At 59.2% G+C, this 1,024-nt stretch carries 1 protein-coding gene; it reads left to right on the plus strand.

Annotation, left to right across the window (positions count from 1 at the left end):
• The first annotated feature begins 196 nt into the window (after window positions 1-196).
• On the plus strand, window positions 197-991 hold the full coding sequence (gene purC / locus EN906_RS35260; protein ID WP_013532127.1) for a phosphoribosylaminoimidazolesuccinocarboxamide synthase: 795 nt from the start codon (window positions 197-199) through the stop codon (window positions 989-991).
• Window positions 992-1,024 lie beyond the last annotated feature (33 nt).

Genomic DNA, 1,024 nt, shown 5'->3' on the forward strand with positions numbered 1-1,024 from the left:
GTCAATACGCTTCATCGAATGCTGCGCTGCGGCATTTCAGTCCCGAAAGCGGTTGATTGGAAGGATTTGCCGATTGAGCAAACGATGTGATTGGGATAGACCCGGCATTGAACCCTACCGTAGCCGCACTATTTCAGGCAGACGGACAGGAAATGGTCTGATACCGCCCTGTCCGGAACCCCAGAGAAAAATCCAGATGAAAAATCGCCGCCGCATTTATGAAGGCAAGGCCAAGATACTCTATGAGGGACCCGAACCGGGCACGCTTATCCAGTTCTTCAAGGATGACGCCACCGCGTTCAACAAGAAGAAGCACGAGGTCATCGACGGCAAGGGCGTCCTCAACAACCGCATTTCCGAGTACATCTTCAACCATTTGAACCGCATGGGCATTCCGACCCATTTCATCCGCCGGCTGAACATGCGCGAGCAGCTGATCAAGGAAGTCGAGATTATTCCGCTCGAAGTGGTGGTGCGCAATGTCGCCGCCGGTTCGCTGTCCAAGCGGCTCGGCATCGAGGAAGGCACCGTTCTGCCGCGCTCGATCATCGAATTCTATTACAAGGCCGACGCGCTCGACGATCCGATGGTGTCGGAAGAGCACATCACCGCGTTCGGCTGGGCGAGCCCGCAGGAGATCGACGACGTCATGGCGCTGGCCATCCGCGTCAACGACTTCCTCTCCGGCCTGTTCATGGGCGTCGGCATCCAGCTCGTCGACTTCAAGATCGAATGCGGCCGGCTGTTCGAAGGCGACATGATGCGCATTGTCGTCGCCGACGAGATCTCGCCGGATTCCTGCCGCCTGTGGGACGTGGCGACGCAGGACAAGCTCGACAAGGACCGTTTCCGCCGCGACATGGGCGGCCTCGTCGAGGCTTACCAGGAAGTTGCCCGCCGCCTCGGCATCATGAACGAGAACGAACCGCCGCGCCCAACCGGCCCGGTGCTTGTCGCCTCGACCGACGGGCTCAAAGGCAAGCCGCACTGATCGCGGCTTGCCTCCCGATACTCAGAACAGGAG

The sequence above is a fragment of the Mesorhizobium sp. M7A.F.Ca.CA.004.06.1.1 genome (assembly GCF_003999135.1).
Classification (GTDB): Bacteria; Pseudomonadota; Alphaproteobacteria; order Rhizobiales; family Rhizobiaceae; genus Mesorhizobium.